The sequence below is a fragment of the Dyadobacter sandarakinus genome (genome assembly GCF_016894445.1).
Lineage (GTDB): Bacteria > Bacteroidota > Bacteroidia > Cytophagales > Spirosomataceae > Dyadobacter > Dyadobacter sandarakinus.
Map to the genome: position 1 here is coordinate 3942847 of NZ_CP056775.1, position 25867 is coordinate 3968713.

Sequence of the window (25867 nt, forward strand, 5' to 3'; positions counted from 1 at the left end):
TCCGTAGTAAGCAACTGTGAATCAATCTCTTGAAGAGCTTTGCTCTTTTTTGTCCAACCCGCAGAAAATCATCGTTACGATGCACCGGGACCCGGACGCCGACGCGCTGGGCTCGTCACTTGGCTGGGCCAGCTACCTCACCCGGAAAGGACATGAAGTAACAGTGATCAGCCCTACGGAGTATGCTGCCAACCTCAAATGGCTTTCCGGCATCGAGCATGTCATGATTTATGAAAAGGCTGGCGAGCAAGTCAAATGCAAGCGCAAGATTGAGCAGGCTACCCTTATTTGCTGCCTCGATTTCTCTGCACTTTCCCGGCTCAAAGATCTGGGCAGGGTGGTAGCAGATGCTGCTGCCCCCAAGCTGATGATCGACCATCACCTTGAACCGGAACATTTTGCCAAATGGATGTTCTGGGACACGGCGGCCGCAGCTACCGCACAACTTGTATATGAGCTGGTTTGTGAAATGGAAAACCATGCACCGGCAGAAGAGATTTTTGACATTCCGATGGCTGAGTGCCTGTATGCAGGCATTATGACCGATACCGGATCATTCCGGCACGGGAATGTTACGCCGGCTGTACACTTGGCCGTGGCTGCGCTGATGCGTACAGGATTTGATTCGAGCAGGGTACACAGGATGATTTACGACAATGCACCTTTGTCGCGCCTGCAGTTCCTGGGCTATGTACTTTCACAAAAACTAACTGTGCTCCCTCAGTTCCGGACAGCCTACATGGTGCTTACGGAGGCCGAGTTACAGAAATTCAATTCCAGTACCGGAGAGACCGAAGGCATTGTCAATTATGGCCTGCAGGTCGAAAACGTGGTCATGTCGGCCATGTTCATTGAGCGTAAGGGAGAGGTAAAAATATCGTTTCGCTCAGTAGGTACATTCTCGGTAAGAGACCTTGCCAGCGCTCACTTTAGCGGAGGCGGCCATAAGAATGCATCCGGCGGAAGATCTGAAAAGCCGGTAAATGAAACACTCGACTATTTCCTCAGCATTCTTCCGGATTATCAGCAAGAACTTTTAAATGTAGATTAACGTAGACAATCCACTTCAATTTTTATCCGTATTACAAAATTCAAAAAAATGAAATTTAAAACAATCGGTTATGCGATCGGCATAACTATCCTCGCAGCCGCTTGCAACAAATACCGCACACAGGTTACCGAAAACGGACTGAAGTACCAGCTTTTTGAACACGACGATGATGCCCGCAAAGCAAAGCTGGGAGACATTATTTCTTTTCATCTTGTATTGAAAAACGGAACAGACTCGACACTGCGCGATACTTATAAAGATAAAAACCCTGTAAAAATGGTATTGCAGGCTGGTCCGTACAAAGGAAGCTTTGAAGAGGGACTTACTTTGCTTTCAACAGGTGACAGCGCCAAGTTCCTGATCAATGCAGATACTTTGTTTTCAAAAATCGGGCAGCAGATGCCTCCTATGATCAAAAAAGGCTCTGAACTGAGTTTTACAGTGAAGGTATTGAGCATACTGACATCTGAAGAATTCCAGAAGCAGCAGGCTGATGCAGGAGTGAAGCAAAAAGCGATCGATGCCAAAATTATCGACGAATATCTTACCAAAAATAACCTGAAAGGCAAGGCACGGAAAACAGCTTCGGGCCTTACTTATGTGCCGCAAACCGAAGGAACAGGCCCAAGCCCGACTGCTGGTGACAATGTGAAAGTACATTACACAGGCAAGTTTCTGGACGGAAAAGAGTTTGACAGCTCTAAAAGCCAGGGCAAACCACTGGAACTTCAGGTAGGTACAGGAATGGTAATCCCAGGCTGGGAAGAAGGCATTATGCTGATGAAAAAAGGTGAAAAAGGTCTTTTGCTGGTTCCTTCCGGGCTCGGCTACGGACCTGAGGCTTACGGCCCAATTCCGGGTAACTCTGTACTACAGTTTGAAATGGAACTGATCGATTTCAGCAAAGGCCAGGCTCGTCCAGCTGCTCCTCAGATGCCGGCGAGATAATCCATTATAGCTTTATAAGAGCGGCTGCTTTACCAGGCAGCCGCTTTTTTTATGTAAAATGCACCAGGATTAAACCAGAAGATCAAGTATGAAACTTTGCTTTGCAACCAACAACGCCAACAAACTACAGGAAATACAGGCTATGCTCGGACAGGAGTTCAAGCTGGTAACACTTGAACAAATCGGCTGCTACGATGACATTCCGGAACCTTACGAAACCATCAGTGAAAACTCGGTAGGAAAAGCAAGGTACGTCTGGGAAAACTTTGGCATTAACTGCTTTGCGGACGATACCGGCCTGGAAGTGGAGGCGCTTGGCGGTGAGCCGGGCGTAATGTCTGCCCGGTATGCGGGCCCTCAGCGTATGCCCGACGATAACATGAACCTGCTGCTGCAAAATCTGGCACCATTCGACGATCGTAGCGCTCGCTTTATCACAGTAATCACATTGTGTATCAATGGGGATTATCAGCAGTTTGAAGGAACTATCAACGGAACCATCATTTCAGAGAAAAGAGGCGACCAGGGATTCGGATATGACCCTGTTTTCATGCCGGAAGGTTTTGAAGTTACTTTTGCACAGATGAGCATGCAGGAAAAAGCTGCATTGAGCCATCGCGGACGTGCCTTTGCAAAGCTGGTAGAGTTTTTGAAAGACAAACAGGAAAACTAGAAGTTCATCAACAAACCACGCCAGTTATGTCCAAGTTTAATCTGGAAGATCACCGCTACGACGGTACCCGCAAGTTTGATATCAAAAAAACAAAAACCCGCTTTCCCGACATTTATGAGAGCAGGGAAGAATACGAACAGATGCAGGAAGATGCAGCCAAAGAGCTCGATGAGCTGCAAAGTAAAATGTATGCGCACAACCGCTACGGCTTGCTGGTCATTTTTCAGGCTATGGATGCAGCGGGAAAGGATGGCACCATCAAACACGTATTGTCGGGCGTAAATCCGGTAGGCGTTAAAATCCATTCATTCAAAAGACCTACTGAAACCGAGCTTTCACATGATTTTCTGTGGAGAAGCAATGTAGTGCTGCCGCAGCGGGGAACGATTACCATTTTTAACCGCAGCTACTACGAGGAAGTACTGGTCGTGAAAGTTGACCCCAGCATCCTGATCAATGCACAGCGCCTTCCTGCAGAGTTGACAAGCGATCTGCCGAAACTCTGGAAGCAGCGCTACTCAGACATCCGGCATCTGGAAAAATACCTGCACCGGAATGGTATCAGGGTCATTAAGTTCTTTCTGCATGTATCAAAAGAAGAGCAGGCCGAGCGGTTGATTGAACGTATTCAGGACCCGTCCAAAAACTGGAAATTTGAAGAGCAGGATGTGAAGTTGCGGGATAAGTGGAATGAATATATGGAGGCATATCAGGATTGCATTAACAGTACTGCCAGCAAGAAGGCTCCGTGGTACGTCATTCCCGCCGATGACAAGAAAAACATGAGGCTGACAGTTGCAAAGGTCCTTACCGCCGAACTCAAAAAGATGAAGATGGACTTTCCGCCGGAAGATCAGGCACGTTCCGAGGAACTCCATCACTTTATTGATGTCATCAATGCACAAAATGAGCAATGAAAAAAGGCAACCGTAAAGGTTGCCTTTCATAGCTATGCATGGTGTGAATTAATCTCTATTTCTTGATAGTGAAGTTACCGCCACCGATTTTGTAACCTTCCGCATAAAGCTCAACATTGTATTTGCCCGGGCGGAACTGGGTAGAATTGTCGTATAGCAATTCCACTTTCTGGTTGTTGTTCTGGTATGCAATCGACTCACGTGTTGTGAACTTCGAAGGTGCACCGTCTACTTCAAACTCGCCTGAACCAGTTGCATCGTCAGCGATCACAGCACCGTCCGGATCAAGAACGCGCACATAAATATCTTTGGGCTCCTGAGCAGTCAGTTCGTTTTCAGGAAGATTGAAAACCAGTTTCAGTTTGTCTACACGGCTGGCTTTGTATTCTTCTCTTTCTTTGGTTTTTCCTCTTGAATTAACAGTGAGGATTTTGAGGTTCTGAGCACGCAATGCAGCTGCTTTGCTCACTTTGTCACTCAGTTCCCTGTTAGAAGCTGTAAAAGTTACAACAGAATCAGTCAGTTCGGCCTGGCGCTGGATCAATCTTTCACGCTCGCTGGTCAGTGAACCTACGTGTGTACTAAGTGAATCATTGGAAGCAACTAGCTGCTCATTCTCGGCTTTCAGCTGAGCAATCATCTCATCTTTTTCAGTCAGGAACTGCTCGTATTCCTTGATTTTGCCAAGGTACTTGCTTACTTCGATCTTTTTGCTGCGGCTGAAAGCAAGTTTGTCAGCTTCCAGTTGCGCTTTCACCTTGGTCAGTTCGGTTACATCACCGCCAAGTCTTTCCACTTCTGCAATTTTCGCGTCGAGTACGGTCGAGATTGAGTCGAGCTTCGTTTTGGTAACAGCCAGTTCCCTTGCTTTTTCAACTACCATGGATTCCTGCTGCGACAACTCCTGCTTCTGAGTTGTAAAAAGATAGCCGAACATGGCCGTAGCAAGCCCCAGGACAACCACCATTGCCCAAGCTATGCTCTGCTTGTTTTTCTGTTCTTGTTGCATTGTAATGGATTTAATTTGCTTGATTTAGTTTGCATGTTACCAGGTTAAAAATGATTTCCGGGTTTACATGGTATGTTGCAGAAAGTCCAATATTCATGCCTTAGAGGGGAAATGGGTCAAATACCAGGGTTCAGACATACTTCTGCCGGCTGCATTGTAAACAGAAAAGGCCTTGCAATGAAGCAGAGCCTTTTTCCTGTACGTATAATTATCACGAGTCAATGTTTGTAGTGGCTCGGCCCGGCACTTTCGCTGATCAGGGTTTTGGGTAATGTTTACCCAAAATATGGTGTTACACTACAAACAGTTTTTTGAAACAAACCCGCTATAATCCTATTTCAGCTGTAATATTAAATTCCCGTTTGTCCATTAAAACCAACTTCTGATAGCCGGTAACAGCGTACCCGCTAATTCCCCAAAGGTTGTTTTTTTTGGTACAATGCAACTGAATAGTTTTCTCAGACTTATAAATCTTGTTTTCTGACTGAAGAAGCGCTTTTACAAATACAGGTACCCGGGTCACGCTATCCAGTTGAATTTGCAGGTCACGCACCGGCAGCTTTTCAGTTGTTTTTAAAGAATAGTGCAAAAAATTTGCTCGTGAACTGTCCACCGAATAGCTGTTGTTATAAGCAGGTTTATTGATATCTGCCTGCATAAACAATTCAAGTTCCTTTTTCCAGTCCACGACTTTAATGGTATGGTCCTCCTGCGTTCCATCGAGCATGGCATGTTTAATCAGAGGAGGTTTTTTTTCAGATAAGTAAACGATCTGATTATCAATAAATCCTTTCAGATCGAAGTATACTTTCTTTTGATCGGTGCTTTTCTCATGCTTTTCACAACCAGAGAGGATAATGAAGGTAAATGCCAGAAAAACCAAAAGTCGGGGAATCGAATGCATGCAGGTAATTTTCACAAGTCTTGCCAAAACAAAAACAGAGAGCCATCGGCCCTCTGCATAGAACATGGAGTTCAAAAGTTAAGTTTACAGGATACTCGTTCCTGTCATTTCTTCCGGCTGCGGAATACCCATCAAATCCAGTATTGTAGGTGCAATATCAGCCAGCTTACCATCTTTCAAGATGTTATGACTGTCTTTGTCCACCAAAATACAAGGTACCAGGTTCAATGAGTGGGCAGTATTAGGTGATCCGTCATCATTCGACATGTAGTCGGAATTACCGTGATCAGCGATGATGATAGATGCATAGCCATGTTCCAGACCGGTGGTCACAACAGCCTGTACACATTGATCGACCGTTTCGCAAGCCTTTACTGCCGCTTCAAAAACCCCGGTATGGCCTACCATATCCGGATTGGCAAAGTTGAGGCAAACAAAATCTACTTCACCTTTTTGCAGCTCAGGAACAATGGAATCGCGGATGCCGAATGCAGACATCTCAGGCTGGAGATCATACGTGGCAACCTTCGGTGACGGACACAAAAGCCGGCTTTCGCCTTCAAATGGCTGCTCGCGTCCTCCTGAGAAAAAGAAAGTAACGTGGGGGTACTTTTCTGTTTCGGCGATGCGGATCTGCTTTTTGCCTGCTTTTTCCAATACTTCGCCCAGGGTATTGTTCAGGTTGTCTTTATCAAATATTACATCAACACCTTTGTAGGTATCGTCGTAGTTGGTCATTGTAATGTACCGGAGGTTGAGCTTATGCATGTTCTGCTCATGGAAATCCTGCTGGGTAAGTACTTCGGTTATTTCCCGGCCACGGTCTGTACGGAAGTTAAAGCAAAGGACCACATCACCGTCTTCAATCACTGCCAGCGGCGCTCCATGCGCATCCACTGAAACGATCGGCAAGATAAATTCGTCAGTTACTCCCTGCTCGTAGGACTCGCGAACGGCATCGAGCATACCGGAAGCCGGCACATGCTTACCTTCACCATGCACCATGGCGTCGTAAGCCAGCTTCACGCGCTCCCATCTTTTGTCTCTATCCATGGCATAGTAACGCCCGGTAATGCTCGCAAGCTGGCCGGTCGTATGCTGCATGCTTTCGGTAAGCTCGGTTAAGAAACCAAGTCCACTTTTAGGGTCGCAGTCCCTGCCGTCTGTAAAAGCATGAACAAACACTTTACTGATTCCATGGTCCGCTGCAATCGCACAAAGACCTTTGAGATGTTCTATATGAGAGTGCACGCCCCCATCTGACACAAGTCCGATGAAATGCAGCTTTTTGTCATTCTGTTTGGCATAATCCAGGGCGTCAACCAGTGCTTTTTCATGTGCAAGGGTTCCTTCGGTTACTGCCAGGTTGATTTTCACCAAATCCTGGTACACCACACGTCCTGCTCCCAGGTTGGTGTGCCCAACTTCTGAATTCCCCATCTGTCCATCGGGCAAACCCACTGCCAGGCCACTTGCCTGAAGTTTGCTGTGAGGATATTGTTGAAGAATGCTGTCGTAAAATGGGGTATTGGCCGCAATGATAGCCGAACGATTTTCCTCGCCTTGCTTGGCGATTCCCCAGCCGTCCATGATGATGAGGATTACTTTATTGCTCAATGTATGATGAATTTAAATGTCTGTGTTTTCACGAACCGGCTACTTTTCGCTGCTGCTTTCCACCGGCTTGTTATTTGCGTCCACAATGACGTACACCTCTTCGGTAGGCTTACGCATTTTGAACTTCTCCCTGGCCCACTTTTCAAGCATTTTCGGGCTTCCGAAAACCTCATTCCGTTCTTTTTTCTTTTGCTTGATCTTTTCGGTTAAAACCGCCTTTTCATTTTCAAGCTCTTTCATTTTCATCCGGTTTGACAGAACAACCCGGATGTTGTTATTGTCCAGGAACAATATCCATACAAGCCAGGCGACCAGCGTAGCTACATAAAAGTTACGCAGCGCCGCTACGGAAAAGTTGGATGGTTTATCTGGCATCGACATAGCCTTAAACGAAAACCGGAGCTTATGGCTCCGGTTATTCGATCAGATTTAGAATTTGAGACCCGGAAAGTATGCACTTTCACCCAGTTCTTCTTCAATACGTAAAAGCTGGTTGTATTTAGCCATACGGTCCGAACGTGAGGCCGAGCCTGTTTTAATCTGTCCTGTGTTCAATGCAACTGCAAGATCAGCAATCGTCGAATCTTCAGTTTCGCCCGAACGGTGAGACATAATGTTTTTATAACTGTTTCTTTTTGCAAGGTTAACCGTATCAATGGTCTCAGTCAATGAGCCGATCTGGTTTACTTTTACAAGAATAGCATTTGCAATCTGTGATTCGATACCTTGTGCAAGGCGGGTTACATTTGTCACAAACAAATCATCACCTACCAGCTGGCATTTTTTACCGATCGAATCTGTAAGTGCCTTCCAGCCCGACCAGTCGTCCTCGTCCATACCATCTTCGATGGACATAATCGGATATTTAGCAACCCATTGTGTCCAGTAGTCTGCCATTTCTTCAGACGACAGTTTACGTCCGTCTGATTTTTTAAAGTGGTAAAAACCATCAGAATAGAACTCGGAAGAAGCTGCATCCATAGCGATGAAAATTTCTTCGCCTGGCTTATATCCTGCTTTTTCGATTGCCTGAAGTACAACTTCGATAGCCTCCTCATTGGACTTGATGTTAGGTGCAAAACCACCTTCATCTCCTACGTTAGTAGAATATCCTTTGGATTTAAGAACTGATTTCAACGTATGGAATACCTCTACACCCATTCTTAGTGACTGAGAGAAAGTATCGGCTTTGGCCGGCATAATCATAAACTCCTGGAAGTCGATTGAATTATCAGCATGGCTACCCCCGTTAAGAATGTTCATCATGGGTACTGGCAGCGTGTTTGCGTTAGTACCTCCCACATAGCGGTAAAGCGGCAGATTAGCTTCCTGCGCAGCAGCTTTCGCAGCAGCGAGGGATACGCCCAATATTGCATTTGCCCCCAGTTTCGCCTTGTTAGGAGTACCATCCAGTTCGAGCATGATTTTGTCAATCAGGTTTTGCTCAAAAATGGAACATCCGATCAGCTCAGGGAAAATAATGTCGTTTACATTTTCAACTGCTTTGAGCACGCCTTTGCCCACATACACACTCTTGTCGTCATCGCGAAGTTCAACAGCCTCATGTTTACCTGTAGAAGCTCCGGAAGGCACCGCAGCACGTCCCAAGTAGCCGTTCTCTGTACGTATATCTACTTCTATCGTCGGGTTTCCTCTTGAATCCAGAATTTGTCTTGCATGTACTGACTGAATCGTACTCATTTGCAGCTTATCGTTTTGATTAGAAATGGTATTATGTTAACGCTACAAAATAACACAAAAAAATCGTCATCCATAAGCCGTGGCCCATTTACGATGGATTAAAAAAGTATGAAGCCTGCATATACACGAAATAAAAAAAGGCTCCCCGAAGGAAGCCTTTGTATCAGTTGGATGCACGAAGCAGTCTGACAAATTCATCAAATAAATACCTGGAATCATGTGGCCCGGGCGATGCCTCTGGGTGATATTGCACAGAAAATGCCGGGTAGTCTTTCCTGCGAATTCCTTCAATGGTATTATCATTGAGATTCACATGCGTAATCTCAATATCCGGATGATTTGCAATTTCATCAGGATCCACTGCAAAACCGTGGTTCTGAGAAGTAATCTCGCACAAACCGGTAATCAGGTTTTTCACAGGATGATTCAGGCCCCTGTGACCCTGGTGCATTTTATAGGTATTGATTCCACTGGACAGGGCGAGTAACTGATGACCCAGGCAAATACCGAATAAAGGCTTCGCTGTTTTGATCATCTTATTTACATTTTCCACTGCATATAACATCGCAGAAGGATCTCCGGGACCATTTGAAATGAAAAACCCGTCGGGCTTCCATTCCATCACTTCTTCAAAAGGTGTTTTAGCCGGAAAAACCTTGCAGTAACAACCTCTTGAAGTAAGGTTTTCAAGGATACTCTTTTTAATACCGTAATCCATCACCGCAATCCGCCACTGGCTGCCCTCTTCCTGTCCTACATAATAAGTAGAATCTGTGGTAACCTCGGACGAAAGTTCCAGACCCGACATGGAAGGAATCCTATGAAGCTCATCCATAAGTGCCTGCTCATCCAGAATTTCCGAGGAAATAATCGCGTTCATCACACCACTCTGCCTCACGTGACGAACGAGGTGCCGGGTATCCACATTGCTGATACCCACAATGTTGGACTTTTCGAAATACTCCTGCAGAGAAAAGTCGGCTGTGTGGCGGGAGTATACTTGTGAAAAGGTGTTACATACCATTCCCCGGATCTTCACCGACGCAGACTCCTCTTCATCTTTCAGCTGTACACCGTAATTTCCGATGTGGGAATTGGTGTTTACGATAATCTGACCATAGTAGGATGGGTCAGTATAAATCTCCTGGTAACCGGTCATGCCTGTATTAAAGCAAATTTCCCCCCCGGTGGTACCCGTTTTACCCAAGGCAAAACCTCTGTATGCTGTACCATCTTCCAGCAACAAAAGCGCTTCCTTTTTCTGAGTCATAATATGTTTTTACTGTTAAACGCTAGGACCAGCTTTGTAAACCGGACGCAAAATTAGTAAATCCAATCCATAAAAAAGGGTTAAACGTAAACGTTTAACCCTTTTGAATATAATGTGATACTATCACTTAGTTAATTACTCTTTTTCGGTTCCTTGCTCAGCACCATTAGATTCTTCTGCTTTGGGCTCCTCAGGAGTAGATTCACTCTCAGCAACGATCGGATGATCTTCTTTTTTAACAGCTACTGTCTCTGCGGCAGATAGCTCTTTTTTACCACCCCTTCTGCTGCGACGAGTTCTTGCAGGTTTGTCTGCATTCGCAAGCAGCAATGCATCATTGAAATCAACCAACTCGATCAATGCGGTTTCAGCAGCATCACCAAGCCTGTTTCCAAGTTTGATAATCCGGGTATATCCGCCTGGACGTGCAGCTATTTTGTCTGATACTGCTCCGAAAAGCTCTTTTGTAGACTCTTTATCGTTTAGATAAGAAAAAACGATACGTCTGTTGTGAGTTGAATCTTCTTTCGCCCGTGTCAGCAGAGGCTCAACATATTTGCGGAGCTCTTTCGCCTTTGCAAGCGTAGTTTCGATTCTTTTGTGGATAATCAATGAAGAAGCCATGTTAGACAGCATTGCCTTGCGGTGCGAGGCAGTTCTTCCCAGGTGATTATCTTTTTTACCGTGTCTCATTGTTTTGTTGTTTAGTTGCTTCGAGCTGCGGCTGGCGCGCTACAGAATACATACTTGATATAGGAATTTGAATTAATCCTCTTCGAGACGGTACTTAGACACGTCCATGCCGAATGTCAATTGCTTGTCGGCTACAAGCTGTTCCAACTCTGTTAAAGATTTTTTACCAAAGTTGCGGAACTTCATCATATCTGAGATTTCGAGCTTAACAAGATCTCCCAATGATTTAACGTCAGCTGATTTAAGACAGTTATAAGCCCTAACTGAAAGATCCAGCTCTGACAAAGATGTTTTAAGCAGCTTACGCATACGCAGCATCTCCTCATCCACCTGATTATCCTCTTCCGCTTTCTGCTTCTCGAAGGTCATTGTCTGATCCGAGAACAACATAAAGTGTTGAATCAAAATATTGGCAGCACCTTTAAGAGCCTCTTCCGGATGGATGGAACCATCTGTTTGTATATCGATCAAAAGGCGCTCGTAATCCGTGCGCTGCTCAACACGCGTATTTTCTACGCTGTATTTTACATTTTTAATCGGTGTGTAAATGGAATCCACTGCAATGTGCCCAAAAGGAAGCTCATTAGCTCTTGGCTCATCAGCCGGAACATATCCGCGGCCTTTGTCCAGAAGCAATTCCATTTCAAATTCCTTCTGATCGTCAATATGGCAAATAACCTGATCCGGGTTTAATACATCAAAAGCATTGGTAAACTTGCCAATATCTCCTGCTGTAATCACTGAAACATTTTTCAGGTTAACTACAATTCTACTTTCACTTACATCAGAAACTTTCTTAAAACGAACCATTTTAAGGTTCAGGATGATTTCTGTAACATCCTCAACTATACCTTCGATAGACGAAAATTCATGAAGTACTCCAGGAAACTTCACACTGGTTATAGCATATCCTTCCAGAGATGATAAGAGGATCCTACGAAGGGCGTTGCCTATAGTTACTCCATATCCTTTCTCCAAAGGCTTAAACTCAAACAACCCGTGAAAGTCGTCTGCTTTTTCCATGACGACCTTATCAGGCATTTGGAAAGCTAATATTGACATAGTATTTGCTCCTTTTATAGTAGTAAATGATAGTTGATCACGCTACCGTTACCTTTGCGATCGCAAAATGCCGTTTCCGGCTAAAAAGCACATCTGAAACCAGATGTGCTTAAAATGAAGATTATTTAGAGTACAATTCAACGATTAGCTGCTCGTTGATATTCTCTGGAATTTGCTCCCTTTCCGGGTAAGTTACAAATTTGCCGGACAATTGCTGTCCATCCCATTCGAGCCAGTTGAAGCCGCGTGCACTATGGCCTGCAAGGCTGTCACTAACTGCCTCCAATGATTTCGATTTTTCACGAACTGTAACTACCTGACCTGGACGTAGCGAGTAAGAAGGTATATTTACAATCTCTCCATCTACCAGGATATGCTTATGTGATACCAGCTGGCGGGCCGCACGGCGAGTGGGAGCAATGCCCAGGCGGTAAACTGTATTGTCTAAACGAGCTTCACAGTATTTCAAAAGGTTCTCACCTGTGATGCCATCTTTAACAGAAGCCTTTTCGAACAAGTTACGGAACTGTCTTTCCAAAATACCGTAAATGAACTTAACCTTTTGTTTCTCCATCAACTGCAAAGCATACTCGGACTTTTTCGGTCTACGACCTTTTCCGTGAACACCTGCAGGATAATTCTTCTTTGCAAGCGCTTTACTTGGACCCAAGATGGGCTCTCCGTAACGTCTTGCGATTTTGGTTTTGGGACCTGTATAACGTGCCATTAACTATTAATTATTATTGAAATTGAAAAACCATTCAGTAACCCCAGTGTCCAAATTACCAATGGATATATTATACTAAACTCTGCGACGCTTTGGAGGACGGCAACCGTTGTGAGGAAGCGGCGTGATATCGCGGATGGTTGTCACCTCAATACCCGCATTCTGGATTGTCCGGATTGCAGATTCACGACCAGATCCAGGGCCTTTTACAAACACTTCAGCCTTGCGCATACCAAGGTCGAATGCAACTTGAGCACAGCTTTGTGCAGCAGTTTGTGCAGCATATGGAGTGTTCTTTTTAGAACCTCTGAATCCCATCTTACCTGCGGAACCCCAGGAAATTACCTGCCCGTTGCTGTTTGTAATGGAGATGATGATATTATTGAAAGAGGCCTTGATGTGCACCTGTCCGACAGGTTCAACCACTACAACTCTCTTCTTGGCTTTATCTTTCCTTTTGTTTTGTGCCATTTCTTAAAATAGAAGGTTCTCGGTGAGAACTATGTCTAACTCCTGTTATTTAGTTGCTTTTTTCTTATTAGCAATTGTTTTACGTTTACCCTTACGAGTTCTGGAGTTATTTTTTGTTCTCTGACCACGCAATGGCAATCCCTTTCTGTGACGAAGGCCGCGATAACAAGCAATATCCATCAAGCGCTTGATACTAAGCTGTACTTCGGATTTCAAAGCACCTTCTACTTTATACTCTCCCGCGATAACGGAACGGATCGCTCCCGATTCGTCGTCAGACCAATCTAGTACTTTCTTATCCAGATTAACACCAGCTTTTTCAAGAATCTTCTTAGCAGAACTACGTCCGATACCGAAGATGTATGTTAAAGCGATCTCGCCTCTTTTTCTGTCGGGAATATCTACCCCTGAAATACGTGCCATAATAATTATCCTTGTCTTTGTTTATAGCGAGGGTTCTTCTTGTTGATCACATAGACTTTACCCTTGCGGCGTATTACTTTGCAGTCCTCACTGCGCTTTTTAACCGATGCTTTAACTTTCATGTTAAAATAAACTTATATGTTAATTCAGTATCCGTAACCTATTTATACCTGTAGGTAATCCGTGCTTTTGAAAGATCATAGGGAGACATTTCAAGTTTAACCCGGTCGCCAGGTAAGATTTTAATGTAGTGCATTCTCATCTTACCCGATATATGTGCAATTACTTCATGCTTATTTTCCAAAACCACCCTGAACATTGCATTGGAAAGTGCTTCTAAAATTACTCCGTCCTGTTCAATCGATGCCTGTTTTGCCATTCGTAGCGCTAATTACTTTATTGTACCATCAGGCTAGTATCAGCCGTAACACTTTCAATATATTCAAAGGTAGTAAGAATCTCAGCCTTGCCTTTTCTAACAACTATGGTGTGCTCAAAATGAGCTGAGTACTTCCGGTCATTTGTCCTGATGGTCCATCCATCCCTCTCCTGACTTACTGAGCGAGCTCCGAGGTTGATCATGGGCTCAATAGCAAGTACCATCCCCTCTTTCAACTTAACTCCCTTACCCCTTTTACCATAATTTGGAACTTCAGGGCCTTCGTGCAACTCCTTCCCTACCCCATGTCCAACCAACTCCCTAACAACAGAGTAGTTCCTTACTTCAACGTAGTTTTGTATAGCAAATCCGATGTCACCCATCCGCAATCCATCCACAGCTTGCTCAATGCCTTTATAGAGTGATTGTTTGGTTGCAGTGAGCAATTTCTGAACATCACTTGATACATCACCAACCGGGTAAGTATAAGCACTGTCACTATGGAAACCATTTAACTTCACACCACAATCAATTGATACGATATCACCCTCTTGCAGTACGTACGATCCGGGAATACCATGGACTACAACATCGTTAACTGAAATACACAATGATGCAGGAAAATTATTGAATCCTTTGAATGAGGGTATACCACCATTATCCCGGATATATTCTTCAGCAATCAAGTCTAACTTTCTGGTTTCGACACCAGGCTTAATCCCCTGTGCAACTTCGGCATGCGCTTTACCTAAAACCTGAGCACTTTCTTTTATGAGCTCAATCTCGTTTTCAGTTTTCAGATAAATCATTTTAGTAAATTAAATCGCAACGCTTTCAGTCCTACCCTTTACACGGCCTGATTTCATCAACCCTTCATACCTACGCATCAACAAGTAACTTTCAACCTGCTGTAATGTATCAAGCACAACACCTACCATAATCAGTAGAGAAGTTCCGCCAAAGAAATGAGCAAAGTCAGTCGAAATCCCAAGCAGACTTGCAAATGCAGGAAGAATCGCAACAATCGCGAGCATTAACGCCCCTGGAAAAGTTATTCTGTCCAGGATAGTACTAATATATTCCGAAGTCTGCTGACCTGGCTTAACACCCGGTATGAATCCACCCCCTCTTTTCATATCATCAGCAATTTGCTGTGGATTTACTGAAATAGCGGTATAGAAGAATGTAAAAACAATAATCAAGAAAGCAAACAACAAGTTGTACTGCCAGGTAGTATAGTTCGCAAAAATTGTTGCAATGTTACTTGCGAAGTCGCTCTTCTCAGCAAAATATGAAGCTCCGAGAGACGGAATAAACATTAACGCCTGGGCAAAAATGATAGGCATTACACCCGCAGCATTCAGCTTCAAAGGAAGGTACTGACGCTGTCCACCCATAACACGATTTCCTACAACCTGCTTTGCATATTGAATCGGAATTCGTCTAACAGCCTGCGTCAACATAACTGCACCCATAATCACAAAATACAAGGCGACAATCTCTAACACAAAAAGCAGAATCTGACCGCTACCTCTTGAAACGAATTCCTTGTAGATAGCTCCTGGAAATCTTGAAACGATACCAATCATAATTAGCATAGAGATACCATTTCCAATTCCTTTGTCAGTGATTCTCTCTCCAAGCCACATACAGAACATTGTTCCGGCGGTAAGAACAAATACGGATGAAATCGAAAACAGGTTTCTTGATACCAATAAAGCTTCGTCAGGTACGGTTGTATTCAAGTAAGCCGTTCCTTGAACAAGCGTCACAAGGATGGTTAAAACACGCGTAATCTGATTAAGTTTCTTTCTGCCAGACTCGCCCTCCTTTTGCATCTTCTGAAAATATGGCAAGGCCATAGTTAACAGCTGAATAGCAATTGAAGCAGAGATATAAGGCATTATGCCTAATGCAAATATGGAGGCTTTACTAAAAGCTCCACCTAGAAAAGTATCAAGCAAGCCTAGCAATCCCTGCGCAGATACGTTCATTTGGTCTGGCTCTACACCAGGCAATGCAACATAGGACCCGAGACGAAATATCGTTATAAACAACAGAGTGTTGAGAATTCTTGTTCTCAACTCCTCTATTGAAAATATATGCTGTAATGTTTCAAAAAATCGCTTCATGTCTTGGGCTTACATTAACATTCACATCAACCAGCTAAGCTGCTTAACTAAAGGCTACTCAAAGTTGAACAGCCTTTCCTCCCGCTTTTTCGATAGATTCGATAGCAGATGCAGAAAAACCATGCGCCTGAACTTCCAATGAAGAAGAAATTTCTCCACGATTTAGTACTTTAACCAGGTCTTTCTTCGCACACAAACCATTTTCACGCAGTAAATCAATGCTGATAACCGTTGCACCTAACTTCTCTGCAAGCGCCTGAATAGCATCTAAATTCAATGCTTTATATTCAACACGGTTGATATTGTTAAAACCAAACTTAGGTAAGCGTCTTTGAAGTGGCATCTGCCCACCTTCAAAGCCTAGCTTGCGACTATATCCTGAGCGCGACTGTGCACCTTTATGTCCACGAGCAGCCGTACCACCTTTTCCAGAACCTTGTCCGCGTCCAACTCGCTTCCCTACCTTAACAGATCCTGCGGCAGGCTTTAAAGAACTGAGATTCATAACCTATATAGAATTAAATTTCTTCAACTTTTACTAAATGATTAACCTTACGGATCATACCCGCAATAGCCTCATTGTTCTCCTTTTCAACCGATCTGTTAAGCTTTCCAAGCCCCAGTGCTTTAATAGTAAGCTTCTGATTCTCGGGACGATCAATTGTACTTTTGATTTGTGTGATACGAACCTTCGACATAATATGATTAGTAAAGATGCCCTTCGGGACTATCCGTTAAATACTTTATCCAATTTCACACTTCTCTGGAAAGCAACCTGATGCGGAGCTCTCATTTTTAGAAGCGCGTCAATGGTTGCCTTAATAACATTGTGAGGATTAGACGAACCTTTCGATTTGGCTAACACGTCTTTGATACCAGCACTTTCCAGTACGGCACGCATTGGTCCGCCTGCGAGTACACCTGTTCCCGGAGCTGCCGGTTTTATCAAAACAAAACCGCCGCTAAACTTGCCTTCCATTTCGTGAGGCACAGTATGTTTAAGCATTGGAATTTGAATCAGGTTTTTCTTGGCATCATCAACCCCTTTCGCAATTGCGTCAGTAACTTCGTTGGCTTTACCTAAACCATAACCAACTACACCGTTACCATCACCAACAACCACGATTGCAGAAAAACTGAAACGACGTCCTCCTTTTACAACCTTAGCTACACGATTGATTGCAACTACTCTTTCTTTCAAGTCAGACTCGTTGACCTTTGAAGGTCTTGCATTTGTAGACATAGTCTTTTAGATTCTTAGAATTTGAGGCCACCCTCACGGGCTCCGTCGGCCAATGCTTTTACCTTACCGTGATACAAGTATCCATTCCGATCAAACACTACCGCCTGGATGCCTGCTTCCTGAGCTTTCTCAGCTATTTTCTTTCCAACTTGCTGAGCGATCTCTATATTAGTATTCTCTTTCTTTCCTTCCAAATCCTTAGAAGAAGCACTCGCAAGAGTAATGCCTTTGATATCATCAATAATCTGGGCATAAATACCCGTATTTGAACGAAACACCGACAATCTTGGACGTTCCTGACTACCCGCTACTCTCTTCCGGATATGATATTTAAGGCGTTGTCTTCTATCTGCCTTTACGCTAGCCATTATATATAACTTTTGTTAAATGGTACCTGTTTACTTCTTAGAAGCCGATTTACCCGCTTTGCGACGTACAACTTCACCGACAAAACGAATCCCTTTACCTTTATAAGGCTCAACCTTACGTAACGACTTGATCTTGGCTGCTACTGAACCCAGAAGCTCCTTATCAATACCTTCCAAGATTACTTTGGGATTCTGACCTTTTTCCGAGGTTGTAGTAAGCTTTACTTCCTGCGGAACAGCCATAAAAATATTATGTGAATAGCCCAATTGCAGTTCCAGCACATTATTGGCTGCGTTTGCCTTGTAACCAACACCTATAATTTCAAGCTCCTTCTTGTAACCACTATCCACTCCTATTACCATGTTGTTCAACAAAGAGCGGTAAAGGCCGTGCAGTGCTTTGTGTCTTTTCTGTTCAGTAGGCCGTGAAACTCTAAGTTCATTGCCATCAACAGCCACATTAATGTCGCTGTCAACAACTTGCGTAAGCGTTCCTTTTGGTCCTTTAACGGAGATGATATTACCCTCCCCAACTGACACCGAAACTCCCGACGGTATGATAATTACTTTATTTCCTATCCGTGACATTCTTAATTATCTTTTACAGATTAGTAAACGAAACACAATACCTCGCCGCCGACGTTTAATGTCTTTGCCTCTTTATCCGTCATTACACCCTTCGATGTCGACACTATAGCTGTGCCCAAACCTCCCAAAACCCTTGGCAGTGCAGTCGAACCCGCATATTTACGCAGACCAGGCTTGCTAATCCTTTCCAGCTTTACTATAGCAGATTGCTTGGTAACTGGATTGTATTTCAAGGCAATTTTAATGGTACCCTGAGGGCCTACTTCGTCAAATTTATAACTCTGAATGTACCCCTTATCGAATAGTACCTTCGTTATTTCTTTCTTAATATTGGATGCAGGTATCTCGACAACCCGATGTTTCGCTTTGATTGCATTGCGAAGCCTGGTAAGATAATCTGCTATTGGATCCGTTAACATCTTTTGACTAGATTTAAACACCCCCTCAAAATGGGAGTGCAAAGTTAAGTAATTGAAATCAGAATTGAAAGTATATTACCAACTTGATTTTGTCACTCCGGGGATCTTGCCATCGGACGCCATATCACGGAAACATACTCTGGAAATACCAAACTTACGCATGTAACCCCTTGGGCGGCCAGTGATCTTGCACCGGTTATGCAAACGCACCGCTGAGGAATTCCTCGGCAACTTATCCAGACCTACCCAGTCACCTGCTTCTTTCAACTTTTTACGCTTTTCAGCATATCTGGTAACCAAGTCTTGTCTTTTTCTCTCCCTAGCTTTAACTGATTCTTTTGCCATTGTCAGTAATGTCTTGTATTATTTATCCTTGTTTCCCTGAATTAACGAATGGCATGCCTAGGGCTTTGAGCAATTCGTAGCTTTCTTCATCAGAATTCGATGAAGTCACAAACGTAATGTCCATGCCAGTGATTTTACTCACCTTTTCAATACTAATCTCAGGGAAGATGATTTGTTCTTTAACACCAAAAGTGTAATTACCTCTTCCATCAAATCCTTTGTCGCTGATACCTTTAAAGTCGCGAACACGCGGCATTGCGATGGTAGTCAGACGGTCAAGGAACTCATACATTCTGTCGCCGCGAAGAGTCACCTTTGCTCCAATCGGCATATTTTCCCGAAGTTTAAAGTTCGAAACAGCCTTCTTGGATAATGTAGCTACAGCCTTCTGGCCTGTGATCAAGCCTAGCTCTTCAACTCCTGTATCTACCAATTTCTTATCAGCAACTGCCGCGCCAATACCTTTGTTGATCACAATTTTAGTCAGGCGAGGAACCTGCATACTTGACTTGTACTGGAACTTGCTCTTAAGCTGTTCAACTACCTCGTTCGTGTATTTTTCTTTTAATCTAGGCTGTGCCATTGTCAATTGAATTAGCGTGGATTTCCGACCCACTTTTAACTCTTATATAAAATTTCCCGACTTTTTAGAAAACCGTTGCAGCTTTCCTTTGTCATTAGCTTTACGCCCGGTTTTTGCTGCTTCACCGGTTTTAGGGTCAACCACCATCAAATTACTGATGTGAATTGCGCCTTCACGTTTTTCGATGCTCCCCTGGGGGTTCTGTGCATTAGGCTTGATGTGTTTTGTGATCATATTCACATTTTCCACGGTAGCTCTAAGCTTGCCCACCAGAACCTGCTTTACGACACCAGTTTCACCTTTTGCGTTTCCGGAAATTACCTTTACAGTATCTCCTTTGCGGATATGCAGCTTGGCGGGTGCCCCTTTAACTTTACTTTCCATTGAGGTATTCTCTTATATTTTGAAGAAATACTGCGACTTCCTTATTATAGCACTTCCGGAGCGAGAGAAATAATCTTCATGAACTGCTTTTCACGCAACTCTCTGGCAACAGGTCCGAAAATACGCGTTCCGCGAGGCTCGTCATTGTTGTTGAGCAACACAGCTGCATTATCTTCGAAGCGGATGTAAGTACCATCCTTTCTTCTAACCTCTTTCTTGGTGCGTACGACAACAGCTTTGGACACTGTTCCCTTTTTCATGTTACTTGAAGACAGGGCTGACTTAACAGTCACTACTATCTTGTCGCCAACCGATGCATAGCGTTTGCCTGTACCTCCGAGTACTCGTATAACAAGTACTTCTTTAGCACCGCTGTTATCTGCTACTGATAATCTTGATTCTTGCTGTACCATTATTACTTAGCTTTTTCAAGGATTTCTACCAACCTCCAGCGCTTGTTTTTACTCAGCGGCCGAGTCTCCATAACCGAAATTGTATCACCGATACCAACTTGGTTAGTCTCATCATGTACCATAAGCTTGGTAGTTTTTGTCATAAACTTACCGTACTTGGCATGCTTTACTTTACGCTCAACAGTAATCACGCAAGACTTATCCATCTTGTTGCTTACTACTTTGCCTACTCTTTCTTTACGTAAATTTCTTTTAGTTGCCTCCATTTTTCAAAGTGGTTTACTGCTGGTTCTCTTTTACCGACAGCTCGGTTAACAGCCTTGCAATTTCCTTACGTGAGGCGCGAATCCGAAGAGGGTTTTCGATGGGTGAAATTGCGTGGGCAAATTTCAACCTCAACAGACGCTCTCTCTCCTGAGCAATTTGCTCCTTCAATTGATCTTGCGACAGGTCTTTTATCTCTTTATTAGTCATTGCTTCTTTATTAAATATTCCTAATACGTGAATTCCTATTCCTGATAATCACGACGTACTACGAATTTCGTCTTGATTGGCAGTTTTTGGGCAGCCAAACGCAATGCTTCATTTGCAGTATCCAAAGCAACACCTGTCGCTTCAAAAATGATAGTTCCCGGTTTAACAGGAGCTACCCAATACTCAGGAGCACCCTTACCTTTACCCATCCGAACCTCAGCAGGCTTCTTTGTAATCGGCTTATCAGGGAAAATTCTGATCCAAACCTGGCCTTCCCTCTTCATAGCTCTGGTAACAGAAATACGAGCTGCCTCAATCTGGCGAGCGGTCAACCAACCTGGCTCAAGTGCTTTAATTGCAAATGATCCAAAAGCGATTTCATGTCCGCGTGTTGCCAAACCGTTGTATGAACCTTTTCCTTTCTGTTGCTTGCGAAATTTCGTTCTTTTCGGCTGTAACATGATTCCTATCTATTTAAACCGGTTAATCCGGAAAATATCTTACTACTTCTTCTTGTTCTTGTTCCTTTTACGACGGTCTGCATCACCACCGCCCTCAGCTCCTGAACGAGGTGCGTCGTTACGACCGCCTCTTCTGTCCCGGCCACCGCGATCACCAGAACCTGGTCCGCCACGCTCACCAGAACCTCTTTCACTTCTGTCAGAAGCCGCAGTTGCAGCGCTTGGCGTTAAATCACGTTTTCCGTAAAGCTCTCCTTTGAAAATCCAGACTTTAATTCCAATTTTACCGTAAATGGTTTGAGCTTCTGAAATAGCATAGTCAATATCAGCGCGAAGTGTATGCAGAGGAATCCTACCTTCCTTATACTCCTCAGTTCTTGCCATTTCAGCACCACCCAGACGACCTGCAAGTCGGATTTTTATTCCCTGTGTTCCAACACGCATGGCAGATGCAATTGATTGCTTCATTGCCCTACGATAAGAAATACGTGCTTGCAGCTGTTGAGCGATCGCCTCACCTACAAGTTTCGCATCGATTTCAGGTCTTTTTATTTCATAAATGTTAATCTGAACATCTTTACCTGTAATCTTTTTGAGCTCTTCCTTGATACGATCGACTTCACTTCCTCCCTTACCAATTACAATCCCAGGACGAGCCGTGTGAATTGTTAATGTGATACGCTTAAGTGTTCTCTCGATTACTACCTTAGAAATTGAACCCTTTGGAATACGGGCTTTTATATAATTTCTGATCTTTTCATCCTCAACGAGCTTGTCAGAGAAGTCCTTACCTCCATACCAGCTGGATTCCCATCCTCTGACAATCCCGAGTCTTAAACCTATAGGATTAACTTTTTGTCCCATTCGATATAAATCGTTTACTTATGATTCGGTAATAACTGACTGTTCAACTACATTCTCAGACGCGTCATCCACAACAATTGTAATGTGGTTTGAACGTTTGCGAATCCTGTGAGCTCTACCTTGAGGTGCAGGACGTAACCGTTTCAACATACGACCGCCATCAACGAAGACAGTTTTTACGATAAGATCTGCATCTTCCAATTTGGCATCTTCGTTCAGTTGTTGCCAGTTAGCTACCGCAGAAAGCAGCGTTTTATGTAAAAACGGCGAAGAAGCCCTTGGTTGAAATTTCAGCAACGCTAATGCCTTGCTGACCTTTTGGCCACGAATCATGTCTGCTACCAACCTCATTTTGCGAGGCGAAGTAGGGACATCTTTTAATATAGCTTTTGCTTCCATGTTCTTTCAGGTATCCGCCTTTACGAAGTTCGGTCAGGCGTTCTTTTAATATCTATTTTCTACCTTTATCTTTCTTCGCTGTGTGACCGCGGAAGTTCCGGGTTGGCGAGAACTCACCTAACTTATGCCCTACCATATTTTCAGTCACATAAACCGGAATAAACTTATTTCCATTGTGAACCGCAAATGTGTGTCCAATAAAATCAGGAGAGATCATTGAACGGCGGGACCAGGTTTTAATAACCGACTTACGAGCTGAGCTATTCATTGCCTGAACCTTATTCTCCAGACGAAAGTCGATATATGGGCCTTTTTTTAATGAACGTGCCATTTAGATCTTATTATTTTTTACGTCGGCTTATGATTAATTTCTCAGAGTACTTATTCCGGTCGCGAGTCTTCAAGCCTTTCGCAAATTGACCATTTCTAGAACGAGGTTGTCCACCTGATGAGCGGCCTTCACCCCCACCCATCGGGTGATCCACAGGGTTCATTGCAACACCTCTTACTCGTGGACGGCGTCCCAGCCAACGTCTACGACCAGCTTTTCCAAGAGAAACATTCATGTGGCTTGCATTAGATACCGTTCCCACAGTAGCGATACAAGTAGAAAGAATCATCCTCATTTCACCTGATGGCATTTTCAGAATCGCATATCTGCCTTCCCGAGCCACAAGCTGCGCATATGAGCCAGCACTACGGGCGATCTGACCACCTTTACCTGGTGTAAGTTCAATATTATGAACAATGGTACCAATCGGCATTGATCCGAGTGGAAGAGCATTACCCACTTCAGGAGCAACACTGCTACCCGCCACAACTACCTGTCCAACCTTAAGGGCGTTAGGAGCTATGATATATCTTTTCTCACCATCCTCGTACTGCACCAAAGCAATGCGGGCTGAACGGTTAGGATCGTACTCAATTGTAGTAACGGTTGCAGAAACATCCTGGCGATTTCTTTTGAAATCAATCACACGGTACTTTCTTTTATGACCGCCACCTATATATCGCATTGTGCGATGTCCCTGGCTATTACGACCACCTGTTTTCTTGATGGTTTCCAGAAGACTCTTTTCAGGTTTCGCTGTTGTGATCTCGTCGAACACAGGAGCTGAGCGAAAACGCTGACCAGCACTTGTAGGTTTTAATTTTTTAACTGCCATTTGCTAAACGCTTCAAAGATTTGAATAACTCAACTAATTAAGCTTCGCCGTAGATATCGATGATCTCACCTTCTGCTACTGTCACGATTGCTTTTTTAATCGTTGAAGTTTTTCCACTAACAAATTTTCCTCCCGAAGTACGAGACTTACTCTTACCGATGCTACGCATGGTGTGAACGCTTTCTACGGTAACCCCAAACAGCTTTTCAACAGCTTTCTTGATTTCCACTTTATTGGCACCAAGGGAAACTTCGAAAGCATATTTTCCCTGACCTCCCTGAGCCGTAACCTTTTCGGTTATAATCGGACGTTTCAGTACACTCATCTTTATTTGTTCAGTTGGGTTTCCAAAATAGACAAAGCAGATTCACTTATTAACAGGCGGTCTGCATACAGAAGATCATAAGTATTAACCGCCTCTACGGTGGTCACTTTTGCCTTAGGAATATTACGGCTAGACAAATAGACATTGTTGTCAATTGCTGGCAAAATCAACAAGGTCTTTGTTCCTGTAAGAGCCAGTGAATTCAACACATTCAAATATGACTTCGTCTTAGGTGAATCGAAGTTGAATGCTTCCAGAATCGAGATTGAATCAGCCTTAGCTTTTGCTGCAAATGCAGACTTCCGTGCCAAGGATTTTACTTTCTTGTTGATCTTGAAGCCGTAAGTCCGTGGTCTCGGTCCGAAGATACGTCCACCACCTACAAATACAGGCGACTTTACGCTACCTGCACGAGCACCGCCCGTACCTTTCTGGCGCTTGATCTTTCTGGTTGAACGATTTACTTCTGCACGTTCTTTCGATTTGTGAGTTCCCTGACGCTGATTCGCGAGATACAATTTCACATCGAGATAGATAGCATGGGTATTGGGCTCAATGCCGAAAACGCTCTCGGGCATGCTCACTTTTTTCCCGGTATCCTCTCCTTTTATATTAATTACAGACAGTTCCATTGGTGCTATTTCTCAATAATTAGAAATGAATTTTTTGAACCAGGTACTGAGCCGCTCACTACTAAAATGTTTTGCTCAGGAATCACTTTCAGAATGCGCAGGTTCTGAATTTTTACACGATGGTTACCCATACGTCCACCCATGCGTATTCCCTTGAAAACACGCGATGGAAAAGAACAAGCACCAATTGAACCTGGGTGACGAGCTCTGTTGTGCTGTCCGTGCGTCTGACCGCCTACACCACCAAAACCATGACGCTTAACAACACCCTGAAAGCCGCGGCCTTTGGCAGAACCGACAACATCCACGAATTCGCCTTCTTCAAATACATCCTGTACCGAAAGAGAAGTGCCTAACGCATGCTCAACATCAAACTCCTTAAACTCAACTAGCTTTTGCTTAGGAGTCGTACCGGCCTTTTTAAAGTGACCGATCAACGGTTGTGAAGAGTTTTTTTCTTTTTTCTCTCCAAACCCTAACTGAATAGCCTTATAGCCATCCTTTTCATCAGATCTTACTTGTGTAACAACACAAGGACCAGCCTGAATAACTGTACATGCCAGAGCCTGCCCGTCAGCATTGTACAAACTGGTCATTCCGATCTTCTTACCAATTAAACCAGACATTTTGAAAATAATTTAGCAGGGTAAAAACTAATCTTTTAAAACGGACTGCAAAGGTAGGAAATCAAATTCCAGCATCCAAGCAGCTTATTATTTATTCTTACTGATAATCAGCAAAAAAGGTCAGACGTTACATAAACATCTGACCTCGGGTTTTTACATATCAAAGGTCTAAACCTGACAAGTAAAAGAGTTCAGATGTGGTTTCCAGATGGAACCTAGACCTTCATCCAATTATGTAATGGCTTATTCGCAAGCCGACTTTCTAAACCTTAATTTCTACATCAACTCCGCTCGGCAATTCAAGCTTCATCAATGCATCAACTGTTTTCGCACTTGTAGAGAATATATCTACCAGACGTTTGTAAGTACAAAGCTGGAACTGCTCACGTGATTTTTTATTAACGTGCGGAGAACGCAATACAGTGAACTTCTCAGTCTTTGTAGGCAAAGGAATAGGGCCACTTACTACCGCACCAGTTGCCTTTACAGCCTTTACAATTTTCTCAGCCGATTTGTCAACCAAGTTGTGGTCAAATGACCGCAGTTTAATTCTGATTTTTTGATTCATTTGAATGGATTGTTTCCGGTTCAGAAAAATTA

General features: G+C 43.8%; 40 protein-coding genes. 4 read left to right on the plus strand and 36 right to left on the minus strand.

The features are described 5' to 3' along the window. Positions 1–16: 16 nt before the first annotated feature. From HWI92_RS15875 to HWI92_RS15890, 4 genes are all read left to right on the plus strand, one after another. The gene (locus tag HWI92_RS15875; protein ID WP_204657083.1) at positions 17–1051 is read left to right on the plus strand and encodes a DHH family phosphoesterase; all 1035 of its coding nucleotides are present in this window, start codon (positions 17–19) and stop codon (positions 1049–1051) included. Between the two features lie 48 nt (positions 1052–1099). After that, a complete protein-coding gene (locus HWI92_RS15880) occupies positions 1100–1999 on the plus strand; it encodes an FKBP-type peptidyl-prolyl cis-trans isomerase (protein WP_204657085.1) in 900 nt (299 codons plus the stop codon). Between the two features lie 88 nt (positions 2000–2087). Continuing rightward, complete coding sequence (gene rdgB, locus HWI92_RS15885) at positions 2088–2672, plus strand: RdgB/HAM1 family non-canonical purine NTP pyrophosphatase (RefSeq protein ID WP_204657087.1); 585 nt, start codon at positions 2088–2090, stop codon at positions 2670–2672. A gap of 26 nt (positions 2673–2698) precedes the next feature. Continuing rightward, a complete protein-coding gene (locus HWI92_RS15890) occupies positions 2699–3589 on the plus strand; it encodes a PPK2 family polyphosphate kinase (RefSeq protein ID WP_204657089.1) in 891 nt (296 codons plus the stop codon). A 55-nt stretch (positions 3590–3644) separates the two neighbouring features. On the opposite strand, the gene HWI92_RS15895 is transcribed toward HWI92_RS15890, so the two are convergent. From HWI92_RS15895 to rpsJ, 36 genes are all read right to left on the minus strand, one after another. Beyond that, on the minus strand, positions 3645–4598 hold the full coding sequence (locus tag HWI92_RS15895) for a DUF8428 domain-containing protein (RefSeq protein ID WP_204657091.1): 954 nt from the start codon (positions 4596–4598) through the stop codon (positions 3645–3647). A 325-nt stretch (positions 4599–4923) separates the two neighbouring features. Then, positions 4924–5568 (minus strand): hypothetical protein, encoded by a 645-nt coding sequence (locus HWI92_RS15900; RefSeq protein WP_204657093.1) that lies wholly within the window; start codon positions 5566–5568, stop codon positions 4924–4926. Between the two features lie 18 nt (positions 5569–5586). Then, positions 5587–7119, minus strand: coding sequence for a 2,3-bisphosphoglycerate-independent phosphoglycerate mutase (gene gpmI, locus HWI92_RS15905; protein ID WP_204657095.1), 1533 nt, complete (start codon positions 7117–7119; stop codon positions 5587–5589). A 39-nt stretch (positions 7120–7158) separates the two neighbouring features. Further along, positions 7159–7494, minus strand: a complete 336-nt coding sequence (locus HWI92_RS15910; RefSeq protein ID WP_204657097.1) for an FtsB family cell division protein — start codon at positions 7492–7494, stop codon at positions 7159–7161. Between the two features lie 54 nt (positions 7495–7548). Continuing rightward, entirely contained in the window at positions 7549–8820 is a 1272-nt protein-coding gene (eno, locus tag HWI92_RS15915) for a phosphopyruvate hydratase (RefSeq protein ID WP_204657099.1), read from the minus strand. Between the two features lie 163 nt (positions 8821–8983). After that, positions 8984–10090 (minus strand): glutamine-hydrolyzing carbamoyl-phosphate synthase small subunit, encoded by a 1107-nt coding sequence (carA, locus tag HWI92_RS15920; RefSeq protein ID WP_204657101.1) that lies wholly within the window; start codon positions 10088–10090, stop codon positions 8984–8986. Between the two features lie 135 nt (positions 10091–10225). Beyond that, positions 10226–10783 carry a 50S ribosomal protein L17 gene (gene rplQ, locus HWI92_RS15925; RefSeq protein WP_204657103.1) on the minus strand — a complete coding sequence of 186 codons (558 nt, stop codon included), beginning with the start codon at positions 10781–10783 and terminating at the stop codon, positions 10226–10228. Positions 10784–10855: 72 nt separating this feature from the next. Further along, entirely contained in the window at positions 10856–11845 is a 990-nt protein-coding gene (locus HWI92_RS15930; RefSeq protein ID WP_204657105.1) for a DNA-directed RNA polymerase subunit alpha, read from the minus strand. Between the two features lie 121 nt (positions 11846–11966). Further along, positions 11967–12572, minus strand: a complete 606-nt coding sequence (rpsD, locus tag HWI92_RS15935) for a 30S ribosomal protein S4 (protein ID WP_204657106.1) — start codon at positions 12570–12572, stop codon at positions 11967–11969. A 75-nt stretch (positions 12573–12647) separates the two neighbouring features. Continuing rightward, complete coding sequence (rpsK, locus tag HWI92_RS15940; protein WP_138282777.1) at positions 12648–13043, minus strand: 30S ribosomal protein S11; 396 nt, start codon at positions 13041–13043, stop codon at positions 12648–12650. Between the two features lie 45 nt (positions 13044–13088). Next, positions 13089–13466 (minus strand): 30S ribosomal protein S13, encoded by a 378-nt coding sequence (rpsM, locus tag HWI92_RS15945; protein ID WP_204657109.1) that lies wholly within the window; start codon positions 13464–13466, stop codon positions 13089–13091. 5 nt (positions 13467–13471) lie between these two features. Further along, positions 13472–13588, minus strand: coding sequence for a type B 50S ribosomal protein L36 (gene ykgO / locus HWI92_RS15950; protein WP_015813811.1), 117 nt, complete (start codon positions 13586–13588; stop codon positions 13472–13474). 38 nt (positions 13589–13626) lie between these two features. Next, positions 13627–13845, minus strand: coding sequence for a translation initiation factor IF-1 (infA, locus tag HWI92_RS15955; RefSeq protein WP_015813810.1), 219 nt, complete (start codon positions 13843–13845; stop codon positions 13627–13629). A gap of 17 nt (positions 13846–13862) precedes the next feature. Continuing rightward, on the minus strand, positions 13863–14654 hold the full coding sequence (gene map / locus HWI92_RS15960; RefSeq protein ID WP_204657111.1) for a type I methionyl aminopeptidase: 792 nt from the start codon (positions 14652–14654) through the stop codon (positions 13863–13865). Positions 14655–14663: 9 nt separating this feature from the next. Then, positions 14664–15977 (minus strand): preprotein translocase subunit SecY, encoded by a 1314-nt coding sequence (gene secY / locus HWI92_RS15965; RefSeq protein WP_204657113.1) that lies wholly within the window; start codon positions 15975–15977, stop codon positions 14664–14666. Positions 15978–16035: 58 nt separating this feature from the next. Further along, positions 16036–16482 carry a 50S ribosomal protein L15 gene (rplO, locus tag HWI92_RS15970; protein WP_204657115.1) on the minus strand — a complete coding sequence of 149 codons (447 nt, stop codon included), beginning with the start codon at positions 16480–16482 and terminating at the stop codon, positions 16036–16038. Between the two features lie 13 nt (positions 16483–16495). Further along, positions 16496–16675: a 50S ribosomal protein L30 gene (gene rpmD / locus HWI92_RS15975; RefSeq protein WP_204657117.1), complete on the minus strand. Its 180-nt coding sequence runs from the start codon at positions 16673–16675 to the stop codon at positions 16496–16498. Positions 16676–16704: 29 nt separating this feature from the next. Beyond that, complete coding sequence (rpsE, locus tag HWI92_RS15980) at positions 16705–17220, minus strand: 30S ribosomal protein S5 (RefSeq protein ID WP_204657119.1); 516 nt, start codon at positions 17218–17220, stop codon at positions 16705–16707. 14 nt (positions 17221–17234) lie between these two features. Next, positions 17235–17588, minus strand: a complete 354-nt coding sequence (gene rplR, locus HWI92_RS15985) for a 50S ribosomal protein L18 (protein ID WP_204657121.1) — start codon at positions 17586–17588, stop codon at positions 17235–17237. 30 nt (positions 17589–17618) lie between these two features. Then, positions 17619–18176, minus strand: a complete 558-nt coding sequence (gene rplF, locus HWI92_RS15990) for a 50S ribosomal protein L6 (RefSeq protein WP_204657123.1) — start codon at positions 18174–18176, stop codon at positions 17619–17621. Between the two features lie 20 nt (positions 18177–18196). Then, a complete protein-coding gene (rpsH, locus tag HWI92_RS15995; protein WP_204657125.1) occupies positions 18197–18595 on the minus strand; it encodes a 30S ribosomal protein S8 in 399 nt (132 codons plus the stop codon). A 75-nt stretch (positions 18596–18670) separates the two neighbouring features. Next, positions 18671–18940: a 30S ribosomal protein S14 gene (gene rpsN, locus HWI92_RS16000; protein WP_204657127.1), complete on the minus strand. Its 270-nt coding sequence runs from the start codon at positions 18938–18940 to the stop codon at positions 18671–18673. A gap of 22 nt (positions 18941–18962) precedes the next feature. Further along, positions 18963–19523 (minus strand): 50S ribosomal protein L5, encoded by a 561-nt coding sequence (rplE, locus tag HWI92_RS16005; protein WP_204657129.1) that lies wholly within the window; start codon positions 19521–19523, stop codon positions 18963–18965. 42 nt (positions 19524–19565) lie between these two features. Then, positions 19566–19907 (minus strand): 50S ribosomal protein L24, encoded by a 342-nt coding sequence (gene rplX, locus HWI92_RS16010; protein ID WP_204657131.1) that lies wholly within the window; start codon positions 19905–19907, stop codon positions 19566–19568. A gap of 44 nt (positions 19908–19951) precedes the next feature. Further along, a complete protein-coding gene (rplN, locus tag HWI92_RS16015; protein WP_204657133.1) occupies positions 19952–20320 on the minus strand; it encodes a 50S ribosomal protein L14 in 369 nt (122 codons plus the stop codon). 2 nt (positions 20321–20322) lie between these two features. After that, positions 20323–20586, minus strand: a complete 264-nt coding sequence (rpsQ, locus tag HWI92_RS16020; protein WP_204657135.1) for a 30S ribosomal protein S17 — start codon at positions 20584–20586, stop codon at positions 20323–20325. A gap of 13 nt (positions 20587–20599) precedes the next feature. Then, complete coding sequence (rpmC, locus tag HWI92_RS16025) at positions 20600–20794, minus strand: 50S ribosomal protein L29 (protein WP_204657138.1); 195 nt, start codon at positions 20792–20794, stop codon at positions 20600–20602. Between the two features lie 35 nt (positions 20795–20829). Next, positions 20830–21255: a 50S ribosomal protein L16 gene (rplP, locus tag HWI92_RS16030; protein ID WP_031528746.1), complete on the minus strand. Its 426-nt coding sequence runs from the start codon at positions 21253–21255 to the stop codon at positions 20830–20832. A 42-nt stretch (positions 21256–21297) separates the two neighbouring features. Further along, positions 21298–22119, minus strand: a complete 822-nt coding sequence (gene rpsC, locus HWI92_RS16035) for a 30S ribosomal protein S3 (protein ID WP_204657140.1) — start codon at positions 22117–22119, stop codon at positions 21298–21300. Between the two features lie 18 nt (positions 22120–22137). After that, entirely contained in the window at positions 22138–22518 is a 381-nt protein-coding gene (gene rplV, locus HWI92_RS16040; protein WP_204657142.1) for a 50S ribosomal protein L22, read from the minus strand. 52 nt (positions 22519–22570) lie between these two features. Then, a complete protein-coding gene (rpsS, locus tag HWI92_RS16045) occupies positions 22571–22849 on the minus strand; it encodes a 30S ribosomal protein S19 (protein ID WP_204657144.1) in 279 nt (92 codons plus the stop codon). A 10-nt stretch (positions 22850–22859) separates the two neighbouring features. Beyond that, a complete protein-coding gene (rplB, locus tag HWI92_RS16050) occupies positions 22860–23684 on the minus strand; it encodes a 50S ribosomal protein L2 (protein ID WP_204657146.1) in 825 nt (274 codons plus the stop codon). Positions 23685–23721: 37 nt separating this feature from the next. Next, positions 23722–24009, minus strand: a complete 288-nt coding sequence (rplW, locus tag HWI92_RS16055; RefSeq protein ID WP_204657148.1) for a 50S ribosomal protein L23 — start codon at positions 24007–24009, stop codon at positions 23722–23724. Positions 24010–24011: 2 nt separating this feature from the next. Next, a complete protein-coding gene (rplD, locus tag HWI92_RS16060; RefSeq protein ID WP_204657150.1) occupies positions 24012–24641 on the minus strand; it encodes a 50S ribosomal protein L4 in 630 nt (209 codons plus the stop codon). 5 nt (positions 24642–24646) lie between these two features. Then, a complete protein-coding gene (gene rplC / locus HWI92_RS16065) occupies positions 24647–25267 on the minus strand; it encodes a 50S ribosomal protein L3 (protein ID WP_204657152.1) in 621 nt (206 codons plus the stop codon). Positions 25268–25529: 262 nt separating this feature from the next. Beyond that, positions 25530–25835 carry a 30S ribosomal protein S10 gene (gene rpsJ / locus HWI92_RS16070; protein ID WP_015813787.1) on the minus strand — a complete coding sequence of 102 codons (306 nt, stop codon included), beginning with the start codon at positions 25833–25835 and terminating at the stop codon, positions 25530–25532. Positions 25836–25867 lie beyond the last annotated feature (32 nt).